Origin of the sequence: Bartonella sp. HY038, from assembly GCF_014117425.1 — a bacterium.
GTDB lineage: Bacteria > Pseudomonadota > Alphaproteobacteria > Rhizobiales > Rhizobiaceae > HY038.
Genome location: NZ_CP059725.1, coordinates 1,373,997 through 1,390,809, shown reverse-complemented (window position 1 = coordinate 1,390,809; position 16,813 = coordinate 1,373,997). Strand labels below are relative to the sequence as shown.

General features: G+C 40.1%; 9 protein-coding genes. 1 reads left to right on the top strand and 8 read right to left on the bottom strand.

Annotated features, from left to right (window positions below; translation table 11 throughout):
• Positions 1 to 78 precede the first annotated feature (78 nt).
• The 4 genes from H3299_RS05855 to H3299_RS05840 all read right to left on the bottom strand — a co-directional run bounded on the left by H3299_RS05855 (position 79) and on the right by H3299_RS05840 (position 11,215).
• Positions 79 to 1,308, bottom strand: a complete 1,230-nt coding sequence (locus tag H3299_RS05855; protein ID WP_182419345.1) for an MFS transporter — start codon at positions 1,306 to 1,308, stop codon at positions 79 to 81.
• A 255-nt stretch (positions 1,309 to 1,563) separates the two neighbouring features.
• Positions 1,564 to 2,859 carry a cobyrinate a,c-diamide synthase gene (locus tag H3299_RS05850; RefSeq protein ID WP_182419344.1) on the bottom strand — a complete coding sequence of 432 codons (1,296 nt, stop codon included), beginning with the start codon at positions 2,857 to 2,859 and terminating at the stop codon, positions 1,564 to 1,566.
• A 124-nt stretch (positions 2,860 to 2,983) separates the two neighbouring features.
• Positions 2,984 to 3,772 carry a uroporphyrinogen-III C-methyltransferase gene (cobA, locus tag H3299_RS05845; RefSeq protein ID WP_182419343.1) on the bottom strand — a complete coding sequence of 263 codons (789 nt, stop codon included), beginning with the start codon at positions 3,770 to 3,772 and terminating at the stop codon, positions 2,984 to 2,986.
• A 339-nt stretch (positions 3,773 to 4,111) separates the two neighbouring features.
• On the bottom strand, positions 4,112 to 11,215 hold the full coding sequence (locus tag H3299_RS05840) for a hypothetical protein (protein ID WP_182419342.1): 7,104 nt from the start codon (positions 11,213 to 11,215) through the stop codon (positions 4,112 to 4,114).
• A 204-nt stretch (positions 11,216 to 11,419) separates the two neighbouring features.
• Between H3299_RS05840 and H3299_RS05835 the strand changes: the two genes are divergently transcribed.
• Positions 11,420 to 11,731, top strand: coding sequence for a 2Fe-2S iron-sulfur cluster-binding protein (locus tag H3299_RS05835; RefSeq protein WP_182419341.1), 312 nt, complete (start codon positions 11,420 to 11,422; stop codon positions 11,729 to 11,731).
• A 108-nt stretch (positions 11,732 to 11,839) separates the two neighbouring features.
• On the opposite strand, the gene H3299_RS05830 is transcribed toward H3299_RS05835, so the two are convergent.
• From H3299_RS05830 to H3299_RS05815, 4 genes are all read right to left on the bottom strand, one after another.
• Positions 11,840 to 12,118 carry an HU family DNA-binding protein gene (locus H3299_RS05830; RefSeq protein ID WP_182419340.1) on the bottom strand — a complete coding sequence of 93 codons (279 nt, stop codon included), beginning with the start codon at positions 12,116 to 12,118 and terminating at the stop codon, positions 11,840 to 11,842.
• A 216-nt stretch (positions 12,119 to 12,334) separates the two neighbouring features.
• Positions 12,335 to 14,758: an endopeptidase La gene (lon, locus tag H3299_RS05825; RefSeq protein WP_182419339.1), complete on the bottom strand. Its 2,424-nt coding sequence runs from the start codon at positions 14,756 to 14,758 to the stop codon at positions 12,335 to 12,337.
• 349 nt (positions 14,759 to 15,107) lie between these two features.
• The gene (locus H3299_RS05820; protein WP_182419338.1) at positions 15,108 to 15,257 is read right to left on the bottom strand and encodes a hypothetical protein; all 150 of its coding nucleotides are present in this window, start codon (positions 15,255 to 15,257) and stop codon (positions 15,108 to 15,110) included.
• A gap of 38 nt (positions 15,258 to 15,295) precedes the next feature.
• Complete coding sequence (locus tag H3299_RS05815) at positions 15,296 to 15,442, bottom strand: hypothetical protein (protein WP_182419337.1); 147 nt, start codon at positions 15,440 to 15,442, stop codon at positions 15,296 to 15,298.
• Between the last annotated feature and the right edge of the window lie 1,371 nt (positions 15,443 to 16,813).

Sequence of the window (16,813 nt, the reverse complement as noted above, 5' to 3'; positions counted from 1 at the left end):
TGTAATCCATTTCAATCGATTAGCAAGACAACTTATTTTTATAAAATTTCTCGCCCCTTCATAAAACGAACCTTAAAATTAATCAATTTTAGATTTATCTTCGTTTATAATCTGTTTCTTTTCTATATGCCAAGCAAGAAGAAAAACAAGAAAACCCAAAAACACCAAAAATGCACCTAGCCAAGCGGTTGCTTCTAAGCCATAACCATAGACGATAACCAATCCACCTAAAAAAGCCCCCAAAGCATTGGCGACATTAAAAGAGGATTGCATAAGCGCGGTTGCCAAAGTTGGTGCATTTGCAGAGACTTCGATTATTTTTGTCTGAACAGATGGTTGGCTAATAAAAGATGTACCGATTAAAAATGTGGCAATAACTGCAAGAGCTTCATTCTCAACCATGAAACCAAAGATTATGAATACAAAAATTCCCCATAGTGTGGTAACAAAAATTGATGGCATAAGCCCCATGCGATAAGCAATTTTGGGCCCAATAAGATTACCAGCCACCATACCAACGCCAAAAAGAGGTAAAACAAAGGGTACCCAAAATTTATCGATGTGTGACACATCGGTTAAAATTGGTTTTATATAAGTAAACACCGCGAATAAACCGCCTGAACCAATGGCAATAATGGCTAAAAACAACCATAACTGACCATTTTTCAGCGCGGATAGCTCGCGTAAAGGGCTTGCACCTGCAGCTGCATTCAAATTTGGTACAAAGCGCCATATCAAAAAAGCAGCAAACAATGCCAAAAAACCGACAAGGAAAAATGCAATGCGCCAGCCAAATAATTGTCCTATTAAAGTACCGCCGGGCGCTCCAATCACGGTTGCTACCGTCAAACCAAGCATCACACTGCCCACGGCTTGCGCTCGCTTGCGTGCTTCAACCATCGAGGCTGCGGCAATAGCTGCTACACCAAAATAAATACCATGAGGCAAACCGCTTAAAAAACGCAAAATGCTAAATTGATCATAAGTTGAGACACAAGCCGATAAAATATTTCCTATAGCATAAAAAATCATAAAGGCGATTAAAAGCATTTTCCGGGGCATTTTTGCCGTCAAAACCGCTAATAATGGTGCACCGACAACAACTCCAGAAGCATAGAACGAAACGAAATGCCCCGCTGTTGCCATATCAACATTGGTTGCTTTAGCCACTTCTGGCAATAAGCCCATAATAACGAATTCTGCAGTGCCTATGGAAAAGCCGCCCATAGCAAAAGCCAATTGGCTCAATTTACGGGTTTTATCATCGAAAGATTGATCTGCGGACAAATGGTGGATTTTAAAGGCCATTTTGGCGCCTTTTTTCTAGAAAATAAACATAGAACTAAATGGGATAAAATTAACTTGTTATAATTAAACGCAGCTTTGAGCAAATCAATAAAATGACAACGCATTTAATATAACATATCACGCAACGCAATTATGACAATTTTTGTAAAATGCAAAAATATTTAACTCCCAATATTAATAACGCTAAATCGACAGCCTAATACTAAATTTAATAATTCAGAAAAATTATAATCATTAAAGTGCATTTTGATAAACTTATTCCCGATCAATAATATGCATAAACGAACCACTCACATTTTTGTGACGTATACCAACCTCGCCCAAATTTTCACCAAGTGCATCTTCAATCGCAAAAAGAGGTACTGTATCTTTAGCACTGGTCGTCGTTGCGTAATGGAATTCATGGCCACGCAAATGATGATGCCAAGGAAATTTTGACAATGGTAATATTTTTCGATAACCAAGATGAAGTTTTGGATTTTTTATGCTTGTGGTTAAAGGTAATAGGCCAAGCATTTTATGCATAATGCCATTTTTATCCTCTATATAATCTCCCAAAACCATATATCCACCGCATTCTCCATAAATAATCTTATTATCGCTTTGTACTTGCTGCAGGGCACTTTTAAATTTTGCTGCATGGGCGAGCTTTTCGGCAAAAAGTTCGGGGTAACCACCAGGCAAATAAATTGCATCAGCATCTTTACTTGGTGTCTCATCCTCAAGAGGTGAAAAAAAACTAAGTGAAGCACCTTGTCGTTGCCATCCCGCAAGAATATGAGCATAAGTAAAGCGAAATGCGTTATCTCGAGCAATAGCGATATGTTGGCCAAGCGGTTCGAGCCGTGGCACTCCAGCACTATAATCTGGATCGGTAGTAGCCTTAGCAAGTGAAAGTAAATCATCAAAGTTTAATGATGTTTCAATAAAGTCTGCAGCTTCTTCAATAAATTTATCAATTTCTTGCATCTCATGGGCTTGAACAAGACCTAAATGCCTATCTGGAAGATGCAATTTTTCACTGCGCCCAATGGCACCTAGGATGTTCACGCCAAGAGGCGCCAACGCATTACGCAGCAATTTTTCATGACGAGCGCTACCAACTTTATTGAGAATAATCCCGGCAATATAAACATCATCAGAAAAATTGTTAAAGCCGAAAACGAGTGGCGCAATAGAATGCGACATTTTAGAACAATCAACAACCAAAATAATTGGCAATAAAAGCCTGCGAGCAAAATCCGCAGCAGAGCCAGTACCATCAAGGGCGCCATCAAACAGCCCCATCATTGCTTCGGCGATAAGTAAACGCCCTCCTTCAATTGCCCTAGCTGACAAAGCACTTACCAAATCATCACGCATCGCCCAACAATCAAGATTATTTCCAGTGCTATGACATGCAACCTCATGAAAGGCTGTATCAATATAATCAGGTCCCACCTTTATCGGTGAAATGGCTAAACCATCTCGAGACAATTTCCGCAAAATAGCCATTGTCAATACGGTCTTACCTGCGCCCGAATGGGGCGATGCCAACATGAAGCCCTTCATATCATAATCCCCTAAACACAAACATATTGATTTAATTACTAGTTTAACCTAGTCCGATCCATAAGTAGGCTAGTTTGGTTGTATATTTTGTTAATAGATAAAGGTTACGTATTTTGAACAATATTTATGGCAACCAATTTAAGACAGATGCAAAATCAACTACGGGACCTAATACAATAATTGCTGGAGCTGATATTTTTTCCTGCAACATTTTATCAACACTCTCACCCAAAGTTGTAATAATAACCCTTTGCCTTTTAGTCGTTGCATTGGAAATAAATGCCAATTGCTCAGTGTGCTTGCGCCCAGCATTAAGAAGTTTTTCTACAATTTCAGCTAAATGCTTCAATGCCATATAAAAAACTATAACCTGCGAACCCCTTGCTATTGCGCCCCAATCAAGATTAGCAGGCGCTTTTCCATCTGCATCATGCCCTGTAATAAAAGTTACGGATTGGTTTGTTGTACGGCTAGTGATTGGGATACCCGCATAAGCTGGGCCGGCGATGCCCGCGGTTATGCCAGGAACAACACGGAAAACAATTCCGGCACGATGCAAGGCAAGTGCTTCTTCTCCCCCTCGACCAAAAACAAACGGGTCTCCCCCCTTTAATCGCAAAACACGTTTGCCATTACGGGCAAGATTGATAAGATCCTTTGTGATCTGTTCTTGACTTAATGAAGGTTGGCCACAACGTTTACCAGCAAATTGTAAAATCACATCAGATTTTGCAAAATCCAAACAGGAAAGATCAACCAATGCATCATAAAGAATTATATCAGCTTGCGCTATCGCATTGAGGGCATGAAGTGTCAGCAATCCAAGATCACCAGGACCTGCTCCAACCAACCAAACCTCGCCGGGCAAAAATTTTGGTAGATTCAGCTTTTGCGCTATTGCCCCATCAAACATTATTTTACATAAACCTATTTCAAATCAAAGCTATTAAAAACTTCACAAATACACAAAAAAGGAATGAAATCCAATTCCCATTAATATTGGTCTTTTGCAATTAAATAAAAGGGAATTTGTACAAAACCAGTGTGCCATCTAAAACATTTTCAATATATTCTCAACAGTTGAAAACACAGACCACACCAATATTCCAATTTTAATTGAATAAGCGATACATATTAATCAATTAATTTTTAGAAAAATTACTAAAGCTGCTTAACATAGCTTGACCATATTTAGTTCCCTAATTCGATCAACAAAAAACAGCAATAAAAAAAGGGGGCAGCGCCCCTTTTTTTATTGAATGCGGCCACTTGCATGAGCAAGCATAGTATATACTTTACCAGTATCGGAGGTCAAATACTCACGCACAGTATCGTTATTACCGCCATTTTTTGTCACATCGCCGAGCAAGCGCTCAAAATCTGTAATATATTGGCTTACAGCGCGACGGAACTCACCTTCAAGTGCATATTTGTGCTTAATTTTCTCGAATATCTTCAAACCATTCGCATTATATAGACGATTTGGTGTGATATTTCGTTGTCCGCGGCGATAATACTGCCAAAGCTCAGCAATTGCATTGCGATCAATACCTTGAACAATATCAGCAGACATCGAGGTTAAGGTATCACCAGCATTTTCAGTGATAGGCTTTGCGGTATTAACAGGAGCATGCGTTGCCCCCTTATCCACATCATCACGCGAAGCCCTAGCTAACAAATCTGATACCCACCCACGAGATTGATTTGAACGCTGCGCCGATGCAGCGCGTGGATCTTGATGGCCAGAACTCGCATCCAAACCACGATTGGCGGTTTGTTGTGTTGTCTGTGTTTGCGGTGCAAATGCTTGTGGCTGTACTTGTACATTTTGTGCAGGCGCTGCTGCCTTGAATGCAGGCTGTGGCTGATAATTTGTACTACCAACATTACGCGCCGTAGAACGTACTGGTTCATTTACCACTGATGGATTTGATCCAGATAAATAACTTGCTGGCAATGGAGCGCTGTTTTGTAATGGAGCAGCATTTTGCACTTGCGAAACCGCAGAATTATTACCTACAGCGCCAGTATTCTGCGGAGCACGAGTATTGGTTGGCGCTGGCGTAAATTGAGTTGTCGCAATTGAAGGCATTATTGAAGGCAATGGATCAACATGTACATCATTCGCACCTGCCCCCACAAGATCAGCTTGTAGCACAGCCGCCTTTTGCTCTTGCGGAGCAAAACTACGCACAGGTTGAACTACACTTTGCTTTCTAGGTTCTGAAACAAAGAGATTGGGCTGATTAACGGCACCAGCTGCAGGTGTCGACACATCGAAAACACGCCCGGATTCTTCAACAATACCTGACAATTCTTTCAAAGCTTCGATTTGTTCAACTACCGCTTTACGCATAGCTTCAGTATATTCTTTTGTCTGAGTTGGTAGTGTCCGCACACCGCGACTTAAATCAGCACGAGTACGCGCCAACTCTTCACGAATTTCTTCGGCAGACTTACGAATTTCAGATGTTGCACCTTCAAAACGGTTAGATGCATCGTTCACCATTTCACTTAAAGATGATTGCAATTGCAAAGTTGAAGACCGAGCCCGCTCTTCCGTGCGCTTCATAATTGCAGCAATGATTTGTTCGCAGTTTTGCATTGTTTCAGATACTTCTTCCGATTTCTGCACCAAACCATTTGCTAACGATGCCAATGCAACTTGCCGTTCATCAAGACGGTCATTGAACATATCATGAGAACGATCAAGAAGACCGGTAGCTTCCGTTAAGATCTTGGCATGATCATCAAATTGCTGCGAAAATTTAGTAACGCCGTCAAGTGTTAATCTTGAAAGACCATTAAAGCGCTCAAGATCACTATTAAGATTACTACTTGTTACCGCAAAACTATCTGAAAGCTGACCAATATTTTGTTTAAATTCATTGGTCACATCATTTAGGCGTGTATCAACTTCATAAACACCATTCCGAAGCGCATTGACAGTTTGCTGGATAGTACCATTTGACGTATCAAGCCGATCTAAAAGCTGAGCAATGCTTTCAGAAATATCATTTTTTATCGCTTTAACTGCAGAAACTGTTTCATCCGAACTATTAGAAAAATTACTAATAAATGTATTATTTTCAGACCGCAACCGCTCTTCAGCTGCGCGTGTAACTTCCTTAAGCTGATCGCTAAATTGGTTAGTCAACATGCCAAGCGAGTCACTTGTTTTAGTTGCAGCAGCTTGCAATTGTTCAGTTAGGCCGTGCAAATCTTGCGTTTTGTTCACAAGCTGAGATGCTGTTTTTTGAGTAATCTCAGAAATACGTCCTTCAATAGAGCTCAAACCTGTTGTAACACGTTCTTCAATAAGATTAATATTCTCTTTCAAGAATACCGAACGATCCGCGAGCTTTTGCTCTACTGATTGGGCAGCTTGAACAACAGAGCCACCAAGCCGCTCACCAGCATTTGCTAGCAGATTTTCAGCTTTATCAGCTTCATCTGCTAATGACAAAGCAACTTCATTCATGCGATTATTAATGCGCTCAAGACCACCGGATAACTGATCATCAATTTTGAATGTTTCTTGTTGCAACCTTGATGAGGCAGATGAAACATGGCTGCTTATAGCGCTAAAACTATTTTGCAACTGTTCATCAATTTTTTGGGCTTCGCCTGTAAGGTTTCCAACAGCATCGACCATTTTCTCATGGATACGATCAATACTGGTTGATAATTGATTATCAACTTTACGTGCTTCTTCATTAAGGTTTGCAGCAGCACTTGCCATTCTATGGCTAATCAAATCTAGACCAACTGCAATTTGACCATCAATCTTACGCGCTTCATCGTTAAGGTTGGAAGATGCATCAGCCATACGATTAGCAATAAGATTTAAACCTGAATGAATATTACCTTCGATAATACGAGATTCATCGGTCAAATTTGCAGCAGCATCAGCCATACGGCTGCTGATTAAATCAAGACCGGCATGAATTTGCCCCTCAATTTCCTGCATATTGCTCTTGAGCATCTGATCTCGAACATTAAATTGTTCATCAACATTTTGTGCTGCCTGAACAACTGAACCTGACAAGCGTTGACCAGCAGACATAATAATGTTGTGGGCCTTTTCTGCTTCATTACTAAGGTTTGCAGCAGTGTTAGATACGCGATTTTCGATTACGCTAAACCCATTGCTAAGTTGTAGCTCAATATCTGCAACATTCTCCTTGAGATATACAGCACGCTCTTGCAATTTGCGCTCAACCTCAAAAACCGACTCAAGCACAGATTCATTTAACTTATCACCCGCACGTGCAATCTGGTTTTCAGCTCGCTCAGCCTCGGATGCCAATGTACCGGAGACCTCTGAAATACGTTCTCTTAAAGTTTCTGACAAAGACAAGGCATTTTGTTCAAGAACTGCGCGAACATTCGTAACACCGATCTCCAACGCATTTTGCATTGTTGCAGAACGCTCATCAATTACGGCTGTTTGTGTCTCGAAAGCTTTATCTAGTAATGCACTATTATGCTCAACAACTTCTCTCAAACTTAACGCACGTTGATCAAGTTTTTTACCTTGCAGTTCTAAACGCTCATCAACAGTTTCAAGAATACCGCCAATATTATTCTTCAATTCAATCGCTTGTTGAGAAATAAGATTGCCGTGATTGTAAAGAGTTTCTTCAATAACTCCATGGCTATGCTCAATAACACCCTTCAAATTACTTTGACCATTGAGCATAAGATTATTTAATATATCTTCACCGTTGGATAAAGTATCTTTAAGAGCATGCTGACTATTATGCATGATATTGTTAAAATTAGCCTGGCTTTGACTTAAAGCATCTTCAAGGACAGCTTGATTACCAGACAAGGTTTCTTTTAATGCATGGTGACCATTATGCATGATATTATTAAATGTTGCCTGACTACCACTTAAAGTATCTTCAAACATCGCCTGATGACCAGACAAGGTTTCTTTTAATGCATGTTGGCCAGCACCAAGAACCTGCTTGATATCTTCTTGCCCAGAAGAAATAGCGTCACCAATAGCAGTTTCGCTTTTCGTAAGCGTTTCTTGAACACCAATAATCCGTTCATCAATTGCCTGCGCCAAGTGAACGTGATTTTCAGCAAATACATCCTTAAGTCTCGAAGTCTGGTCTTCAAGACGCTCAAGCTGTGCCATAAATGTTGATTTCAACACATCATCATTTGTCAAAACAGCAGATTGAACGAGATCTACATGCTGTCCCAAGGCTTCCGTAAATGAAATATTACCTTGAGCAATCATATCGCGAATATGAGCAATACGCGCTTCAATTACCCCAGCTTGCTCACCAAGAACTGCATTTAACGCTTCACTATTCATTTTAAGTGAATCATTTAAGGCGGTTGAACGCGCATCAAGGTTTTGCGATTGCACTTCTATTGCTTCGCGCGCAGTCTCGAAGCCTCGAGAAATAGTTTCTTCGAACTTGGCGCTACGAATTAAAAACTCCTCAGACTGAGAGGTCGTCTTTTCATCAACAGACTGGATATTCGTTAAAAGCTTTTCTTCAATCTCGCCAACGTGACGAGAAAGCAGACCTAATTGGGTCGAAACGGTCGCAACAATTTGTGCGGCTTCCTTTTCCAAAGTATTTGAAAGGCGCTCACGCCCTTCCGTAAACTGATGGATAAAGCCACCTGCCCGCTCGTCAACCAACTTAGCAATAGTTGTTCCAACAATTTCCATTTCATGGGAAAGCCGCACTTTGGTTTCTTCAACCACTGATAAAATACCGTCTCGCCCGCCAGTTAAGGTCTGGGCAATGTCGCGAGTACGCTGTTGGAATGCATCATTAATGCGACCGACATGAGTATCTAGTGCCACATTTAGTTTATCAGTACTTTCCTCCAAAGCTTCAGTGCGAGCAATGAACGAGCGAATTAATGAGGTACTACGATCATTTAGAGATTCGTCAACCTGATCTAGACGCTTTTCAAATGCTTGAATAGCCAAATTGGTCGCAGTATCAAAACTTGTTGAAAGTTCGCTAGCTTGCTTTTCTAAATCCAAGATCTGATCGGTAAACTGACGCAAAGATCCCTTAGTTTTTTGGTTAATGGTATTGTCTACATGACTAAATTTGTCATTAAATTCATTTACTAAGCGATCAGTCGAGGCTTTAATACGTGCATCAATATCTTCTGATCGTTCTTCAATTTCGCTAAGGCTACTTGAAATAGCATCTGTTACGCTAGTACCGTTTTTAGCAAGACGGCCCGAAAGAAGAGCAAATTGCTCCTCCACCTTAGTGATCTGTTGGGCAAATTGATCAACAGAAGATACCGCAAGGTTATCAAGCGTTAATGGAAGATCCTGAGCGCGACTTTCTAGCCTTGCAATCTGTTGCGAGAATGTAGCAAGTGACTTCTCTCCGCGTGTTTCAATCGCTTCATCAAGACTATCAAACTTATTTTGGAAGTCGCTAAGAACCTTATCAGCAGTTGAGCGCAATCTTGTATCAATATCATCGGAGCGCTTTTCAATATCAGAAACACTATCATTAACAGCTTCGATAATCTTTTCACCGCTATTGGCTAAGCGCCCTGTAAGACTATTAAAGCGGACTTCGACATCTTCCGTTCTATCATGGACGATTTTAACAAAATCATCCATTTTAGAACCAAGCCGCTCTGCCACAGCGTTACTTGCTTGCTCTGTATGCTGGTCAATTTGCGCAAAACGCGTATCAAGCTCCTCAAAGAACCGACCACGTGACGCGTCAAAGCTTTGAACAGTTTCAACAAATTTGTTTGATAATTGCTGAGCGACGCCCTCATTTGCTGTATTAAATTCATCGACCAATTCGCCCCAACGCATATTAAGTGTGTCGGATAGAGTCGACGTAAAAGATTCAGCCGAAGCATTTATATGGTCTGCAATCGAGTTAAATTCACGCGTAAGCTGATCTTTAGCCCCTGTAATGGTTGTTTTTACATGCTCAGCATGTGTGGAAACAGCTTCTCTTTCATTTGCAAGCTCAATGATAAGCGACCTGATGCGATTTTCATTTTCACTATAAGCTTGTTCAAGATTATTGACTTCGCTTTGCAATAACGCTTCAAGTTCGCTCGCGCGAGAAATAGTACGATCAATACCATCACCCATCGCTTCAACTTCTTGACGAATAGAAGAACCAAGGCTTTGAACGCGCTCTTTTGATTCCACATCGGGCTCAAGCAAACGGCGCGCAGCAATATTAATTTCTTCAACTGCATCTTGAAGTTCTCGCGCGCGCCTAGCCAGCTGTGCAAAACCGGTAAACATCAATATTGGGACAATCGTTCCTGCTGTGACAAGCAAGCCTGAAGCACTCGTTAAAAAACCTCCCAAAGAACTATCCGCAGCAAGCTTATAAGCTGTCGCGACCCCACCCACAAACCACAAGGCTCCTAAGGCAGTAGTACTCCAAAATACCGGTCCAAGCTTGGATTTCCTTTTACCCTTAAAAGCTGGGAAACTAGCATCTCGCATAGAGGTGCTAGCCAAAGAAATTTCTCGACGCTCTTTATTCTGTGTCGTATGTTGCGAGCCAGAATCGATATCAGGCCGTGAAAAAACAGAGGACCGCTCGGAATTAGCGACAGTTTCCTTAGCTTTCTCTTCTTTTTTTGACGCCCTAATCTCTTTAATCTCCGTAGCACCATTTTCATTGCTGGCAACATTTAGACCTATACGACCTAAATCGCGGGTATTTGAATGGGCAGAAACGGTCGAGCTTGGTGCTTTAGAGCTAATTGCATCCTGAACATCAGAATCAATCGAAGCCGCAGCTAAAGACGAATGATCACTATTGCCACTTTTAGACAAACTACCTACACGTGGAACAGGACGCACATTGGTGACTTCTGGAGCCATTTCATCATTCGTCAAACTAATGCCATTTGATAATTCATCAGCGACTGCATCCATGAATGATACAGAAATATCATTATCCATTAGCTTTTCGTTTACCTGACCAGGAACTACCTCTTCAGCAATACTTTCAGATTTATTGGTATGAGCAACAAGCTCTTCAGCAGCCAATGCCATTTGCTGTTCAAGACTTTCAAGATCGAAAAGCTCTGAATCAACTTCATCAAGAATACTTTCTTCAAAAGCGCTTTCCAAGCCAAGCTCTTGCAACAATTCGTCATCATGACTATTTTGATCTGAAGTTTTTGCACCATCAATATGATCGGATGAACTGCTATGAGACAATTTTTCTTGAGATGTATTTTGTTCTACTGCGTTTTCTTCTATTGAAGGTGAGCGCAAAGCATCATCATCAAAATTAAAGTCAAGAGCATCCTCTAAAGCGGCTTCAACATCGATATCAAACTTATCTGCTTTGGTTCTACGTGCCATAATCCGTCTCATCACCATTATTAATCTGCAAGAATCATTTCTGCAAGACTAGTCGCTTTATGCCTGTTAAGAAATGTGAAAGGAAGAAGTTCTGAACAAAACGCGATACAAAACAGAACAAATCAATTACATAATTACGTAACACCTTAAGTGAGAATTAACGTAAAAGCAAATAATTTCAGTTATTAATAGGATAATTTTATTATGGTAAAAATATTGTTTATAACTTTGCCAGAAATGAACGAAATAGCAATAAATGGCGAAATTGGCACATCATTAATGGAATTGGCAGTCCTCAACAGTATAAAAGGAATCATTGGTGAATGTGGTGGCGCCTGTGCTTGCGCCACATGCCATGTCTATATTGATCAAAAATGGCAAGACGAATTGCCGGAGCCAAGCATAATGGAAATTGATATGTTAGATTTTGCCGATGAGACTAATGAGAATTCTCGTTTAGCATGTCAAATCTTTTTAACCGAAAATATGGACGGCCTTAGAGTTTTTATTCCATAATATATAAACGCTATACTCATCTTAATGCTAGACAGAAAACAATAAAAGAGCGAATAACAAAAAGGGCGGATATCTCCGCCCTAAATTCTTTCTAAAACAAAATAAAAATTATTTCGTATTAACTGCTTCTTTAAGAGATTTGCCAGCTGAAAATTTTGGCACGTTACGAGCAGGAATATCAATTTCTACATTGGTTGTTGGGATACGACCCTTAGTAGCGGCACGATGAGATACTTCGAAGGCACCAAAACCAGGCAAACGTACATCACCGCCAGCTTGCAGTGCTTCGGTAACAGAAGCAATAAATGCATCCACAGCTGCACCAGCTTGCACTTTTGTAAGACCAGCTTTTTCTGCAACGGAGCTGACGAGTTCGTTCTTATTCATTCGGTATTTCCTTTCCTGATTTACCGGAGACAAAACAATACAATTTTAGCTATAAAGCAAGTTTATTCAAATCTACAGCAATTTGAAGAAAAAAATGCTGCAACCACCAGTTTTCTGGCGTTTTTCATTATTTACTTGCAAAAAAGCAACAAAATTTCATTCAAAACAAAAAAAAGAGCGGTAAAAACCGCTCTTTTCCTCTTTTTTTAACGTGAATCAGTGCGCTATTGCATGAGCCCCCTTGTCTTCATCTGTATCTGAAGCCGTTGAAACTGGACTCAATGGCTCTGTCCATTCAATAGCCTCTGGCTGACGGACTAAAGCATGCTTAAGCACTTCACTTGCATGAGATACTGGTATTATTTCCATATTATTCTTAACATTATCTGGAATTTCCACCAAATCCTTGGCATTTTCTTCTGGAATAAGAACTGTCTTAATACCACCACGCAATGCAGCAAGCAGCTTTTCTTTCAAACCGCCAATCGGCAATACGCGGCCACGCAATGTAATTTCACCCGTCATGGCGACATCCTTACGCACAGGAATGCCAGTCATAATAGATACAATTGCTGTCATCATGCCAACGCCAGCTGAAGGACCATCTTTTGGTGTTGCACCTTCTGGAACATGGACGTGAATATCACGTTTATCAAAGAAAGGTGGCTCAATACCAAAATCAACAGCTCGCGAGCGTACATAAGATGCAGCAGCTGAAATCGACTCCTTCATAACATCACGTAGGTTACCAGTTACAGTCATACGACCTTTACCTGGCATCATGACACCTTCAATAGTCAGCAACTCACCACCAACCTCAGTCCAAGCTAAACCAGTAACAATACCAATTTGGTCTTCGCCATCAATTTGGCCAAAGCGATAACGCTTAACACCAAGATATTCGTCAATATTATCAGCAGTGATTGTAACCGATTTTTTACCTGTCTTAATAATCTCGGTTACTGCTTTGCGAGCAAGCTTCATGAGCTCACGTTCAAGGCTTCTTACACCTGCTTCACGAGTGTAATATTGAATAATCGAGCGGATAGCACTTTCATCAACAAAAAACTCATCTTTTGAAATTGCATGATCACTAATGGCTTTAGGCAATAAATGACGCTTTGCAATCTCAACTTTTTCATCTTCTGTATAACCAGCAATGCGGATAATTTCCATACGATCAAGCAATGGACCTGGAATATTAAGTGTATTAGCTGTTGTCACAAACATGACGTCAGATAAATCATATTCAACTTCTAGATAATGATCCATAAAGGTTGAGTTCTGTTCTGGATCCAACACTTCCAATAAAGCAGATGATGGATCACCACGGAAATCTTGTCCCATTTTATCAATCTCATCCAAAAGGAAAAGCGGATTAGAACGCTTAGCCTTTTTCATTGATTGAATAATTTTACCGGGCATTGAACCAATATACGTACGACGATGACCGCGAATTTCTGATTCATCACGTACACCACCTAACGACATACGAACATATTCACGACCCGTTGCCTTAGCAATAGAACGTGCAAGCGACGTCTTACCAACGCCAGGAGGGCCTACCAAGCAAAGAATTGGACCTTTAATTTTAGAAATCCTACTTTGCACTGCGAGATACTCAACAATACGTTCTTTTACCTTATCAAGGCCGAAATGCTCCTCATCAAGAACCTTTTCCGCAAAATTGAGATCCTTTTTAATCTTGGACTTTTTGCCCCAAGGAATCGTTAGCAACCAATCAAGATAATTACGCACCACAGTTGCTTCAGCAGACATTGGCGACATGGAGCGAAGTTTTTTAACCTCAGCTGCGGTCTTTTCCTGAGCCTCTTTGCTTAACTTGGTATTTTTTGCAAGCTCTTCAATTTCAGATACTTCATCACGGCCATCTTCGCCTTCGCCAAGCTCTTTCTGGATCGCCTTCATCTGTTCATTGAGATAATATTCTCGCTGAGTTTTTTCCATCTGGCGTTTAACACGCGATCTAATACGTTTCTCAACCTGCAGAACTGAAATTTCACCTTCCATAAAAGAAAGCGCTTTTTCAAGTCTTTGGGCAACAGAAAGGAGCGATAGCATTTCCTGCTTTTCAGAAAGCTTAATAGCAAGATGCGATGCAATGGTGTCTGCTAATTTTGAGGGCTCGTCAATTTGGCTAACTGCCGTTACAACCTCTGGTGAAATCTTTTTATTCAATTTCACATAATTTTCAAAATCAGCAACAACCGAACGTGCTAACGCCTCAATCTCAACCTTATCTTCCTCACCTTCGTGAAGAACCAATGCCTCAGCCTGAATGTAACCATCATCTTCTGAGAACACCGATAATTGAGCACGCGCCACACCTTCGACAAGTACCTTAACTGTACCATCAGGTAGTTTAAGCAATTGCAAAATATTAGCTAAAGTGCCAATTTCATAAATGTCTTCAGTTTTTGGATCATCGTCGGCGGCATTTTTTTGCGTTGCAAGCAAAATTTGCTTATCTTCACGCATAGCCACTTCAATAGCTTTAATTGACTTTTCACGCCCAACAAAGAGCGGCACAATCATATGCGGGAAGACAACAATATCTCTTAGCGGCAGAACGGCGTAAAGCCCGTTCTCGGCTTTTTTAGTCTTCTCGTTATTTTGCATTTCATGTCCTTTCTGGGACCAACGGCCCCCACCGCCATAATGCATGCCCCAATTTTTGCAAACATGCATCACGCTTCTGAACAGATAATTGGTTGCCAAAAGAATCAAATTCAAGCCCTTGGCGCAGTTTAATTATTAGATCGTATAATTAATGAATATTTTCTCTAATTAATTATGCTATAAGTGCTTCTCCTCAACATCACTTCAGCTTTTCCAATTATCAGCAGTCAAATCAAAAAAGTTATAGTAATGGATATGATACAATAAGCAATAATAAAAAGCTTTAAATGGGCTAATTTAGGGCATTTTGCAAGTCAAATAATAATTATTTTGACTATCTGAACAACCCTTACTCTATATCATCGGAATTAAAAGCCTCAAAAACCATTTGATCGACTAGCTTTTCAATCGCCAACCATTGCTCGATTTTTTGTATAACACCGGTAATAATAGGCACCTGCACGCGTTGGCGCATAAAATGTGCAAAAACATTAGTCAAGTCCTTCTTATTATATAAAATAAACTAAACATCACGGGTCAGCATAGAAAATTCCATTCAATCGCGCTGCGCTGAATGCTGCTTGCACGCATACCATGAGCAATACCTTCAGCCGATACGCGAAAGCGTCTTAATATATGAAAGTCCCCTGCTAGCATTGCTGCATTATTTCCATAAAGGCGCAATATATCATTCGTAGCGGTTGCTAAATCTTCATTAAAATGAGGAGGATTGCCATCAGATTGACTAATACCGGTGTTCGACCTTGAAGCTTTTCAAGAACGTCCTCCAAGCTTTGAATAACATCATTGCTATCACTAACTCTTTGTCCGACAATACCCTTGCAAGGCAACTGATGATTTTAGCTTCCAATGATAAAGCTGACAAGTGGTCATGACAAACAATAACCGCGCCATCTTTGGTTAAGCAACCATCCAACATTATAGGGAAATTTTGATCAGCAGCGATGTAAAAAGCAGTTAAAGCATTTTCCGCAATTCCTTTGGATTTGTTATGCAAACCCTGATGAGCGATCAGTTGTTATTTCAATTAGTCAAGCGTCATATCACTTTCCCCTTTTATCAGGAAAAAGGATATATATGGAAGTTATGTAAAAGATCAATGAAAATATCTTTATGTCTATAAACACTTTCAAGCTATCAAAATGAATATCACAATGCCTAAGACTCTGGCCCATATACAAAAAACGATGTATCCTTCAATTGATGAATTGAAAGAATAGACACAAAAGGTAATGTCAATATTGAAGTAAAATGTGTTTCCATGTATCATGAAGATATTGGTAGATATGTGCTATTCCCTTACGTTACTTCTAGTCTGCATTATATACTAAAGGCTGACTTATTAGATTATTCTACACGAGCAAGTATTGCAGAATTGCTTTATACTATTTTAGTCTACGATTATCACTCCCCAAATTTGAGTATATAACATTTAACTTCATTTGGAAAAATATTACCCCGTGTGTTATTATTGGGTTAGGAAAAGAAGCTGAATTATGCGCGCGTCTTGCATTAAAATAAATTAACATGGTTTTTGATGGCGGCATAGGCGCAAGATATCTTAGTTGGTTTATGTTGCTGCTAGCGAAGGATTGGTTAAAACCAAAGACAATAACTTCATGACAAATTTTTGCAAGATTGAGGTTAAATTGCTAGGGCCGGTTAAGGATAAAGCATTGCAAAACTGGCATAGCGAAATATGATTTTTGTCAACCAATTAATGAGTTAAATGGCTGATTATCATTTATCCAATACAAAACCAATAAAATTTGAGCGAAATGAACTTCACGTTGATTTTGAACTAAAGTATTTTGGCTTTATCCAATAGATAATATTAGCTACATTAAGACTGCGCAAAATGCACGGGTTCCCTAATCCGCATTTTAGCCATCCACTTTTTTCAGCAACGGCACTTGTTAAACTTAATCCTCCAACACATGGCCAAAAGATGAATTAATGGATGCAACCCAAAAAAGTTTCCGCCAGATTTATCTTGCAACACCATCGATAAACAACATCAATCAGTTGCGTGAT

Excerpts from the sequence above, each read along its gene's own strand:
- H3299_RS05850 (WP_182419344.1), bottom strand. The coding sequence starts at position 2,859 with ATGAAGGGCTTCATGTTGGCATCGCCCCATTCGGGCGCAGGTAAGACC.
- H3299_RS05840 (WP_182419342.1), bottom strand. The coding sequence starts at position 11,215 with ATGGCACGTAGAACCAAAGCAGATAAGTTTGATATCGATGTTGAAGCC.
- lon (WP_182419339.1), bottom strand. The coding sequence starts at position 14,758 with ATGCAAAATAACGAGAAGACTAAAAAAGCCGAGAACGGGCTTTACGCC.
- H3299_RS05835 (WP_182419341.1), top strand. The coding sequence starts at position 11,420 with ATGGTAAAAATATTGTTTATAACTTTGCCAGAAATGAACGAAATAGCA.
- cobA (WP_182419343.1), bottom strand. The coding sequence starts at position 3,772 with ATGTTTGATGGGGCAATAGCGCAAAAGCTGAATCTACCAAAATTTTTG.
- H3299_RS05855 (WP_182419345.1), bottom strand. The coding sequence starts at position 1,308 with ATGGCCTTTAAAATCCACCATTTGTCCGCAGATCAATCTTTCGATGAT.
- H3299_RS05830 (WP_182419340.1), bottom strand. The coding sequence starts at position 12,118 with ATGAATAAGAACGAACTCGTCAGCTCCGTTGCAGAAAAAGCTGGTCTT.